Here is a 904-nt window from a genome sequence, read left to right as displayed (position 1 = left end):
CGTTGTACGACATAGTAAAACCGAACCAAACAAAATGAAAGTCAGAGAAGAAAAGTTAAGAACAATTATAGAATGGTCGGAGAAAAACGAAGATGTAAGAGTTCTTCTTCTGACAAGTTCACTTGTAAATCCTTTAGCACTTGTTGACGAATTTAGTGATTTAGACATTGAATTTGTTTTTGAGGATAATACAAATTACATTTCAGACAAAAGCTGGACGCTTAAATTCGGAAATCCAATTGCTATGATTGAAGAAGACGAAAGTTGTTTTAACCATAAACACGCAATGAAAATGCTACTTTATGAAGACGGTGTGAAAGTAGATTTTAAACTTTACAGCAAATCAAAATTTATAAAGGAAACGCAAGAGAAAGAATTACCAGAAGATTGGGATATTGGTTATAAAATTTTAATTGATAAAGATGGTATTACAAAGCAAATGCTGAAACCAACTTATCAAATTTCCATTATCAAAAAACCGTCTGAAAAAGAGTTTCAAAATCTAATAAACGATTTTTGGTGGGACACAACTTACGTGGCAAAGTGTCTTGTGAGAGATGAAATATTCTATGCGAAATTTATGTCGGAAACCGTTATTCGCACAGAATATTTAATTCCTTTAATTGAATGGCACATTGCAAGTGAACACAATTGGAACATAACGACCAATAAATATGGACGGCTTTTCAAAAAGTATCTTAACCAGGAAATGTGGGCTAAAACAGAACAAACATTTTCAGGGAGCGATATAAAGGAAAATTGGACTGCTCTATTTTCAATGACTGATTTAGTTTCAGAAATAGGAACTGAATTGTCAAAAAAATTAGAGTACAAATACCCGGATAAATTAGAAAATGACATACGAAAATATTTAGCTGGACTAAAACCCAAAACATAACTACGT

General features: G+C 32.1%; 1 protein-coding gene. It reads left to right on the top strand.

The features are described from left to right. Positions 1-34: 34 nt before the first annotated feature. Positions 35-898, top strand: a complete 864-nt coding sequence (locus tag LKO28_RS15350) for an aminoglycoside 6-adenylyltransferase AadS (protein WP_003013318.1) — start codon at positions 35-37, stop codon at positions 896-898. The last annotated feature ends 6 nt before the right edge of the window (positions 899-904 follow it).

The sequence above is a fragment of the Sphingobacterium sp. FBM7-1 genome (assembly GCF_020687765.1).
Lineage (GTDB): Bacteria > Bacteroidota > Bacteroidia > Sphingobacteriales > Sphingobacteriaceae > Sphingobacterium.
The sequence above is the reverse complement of the archived record's forward strand: the minus strand, read 5'-3'. Positions and strand labels throughout refer to the sequence as shown.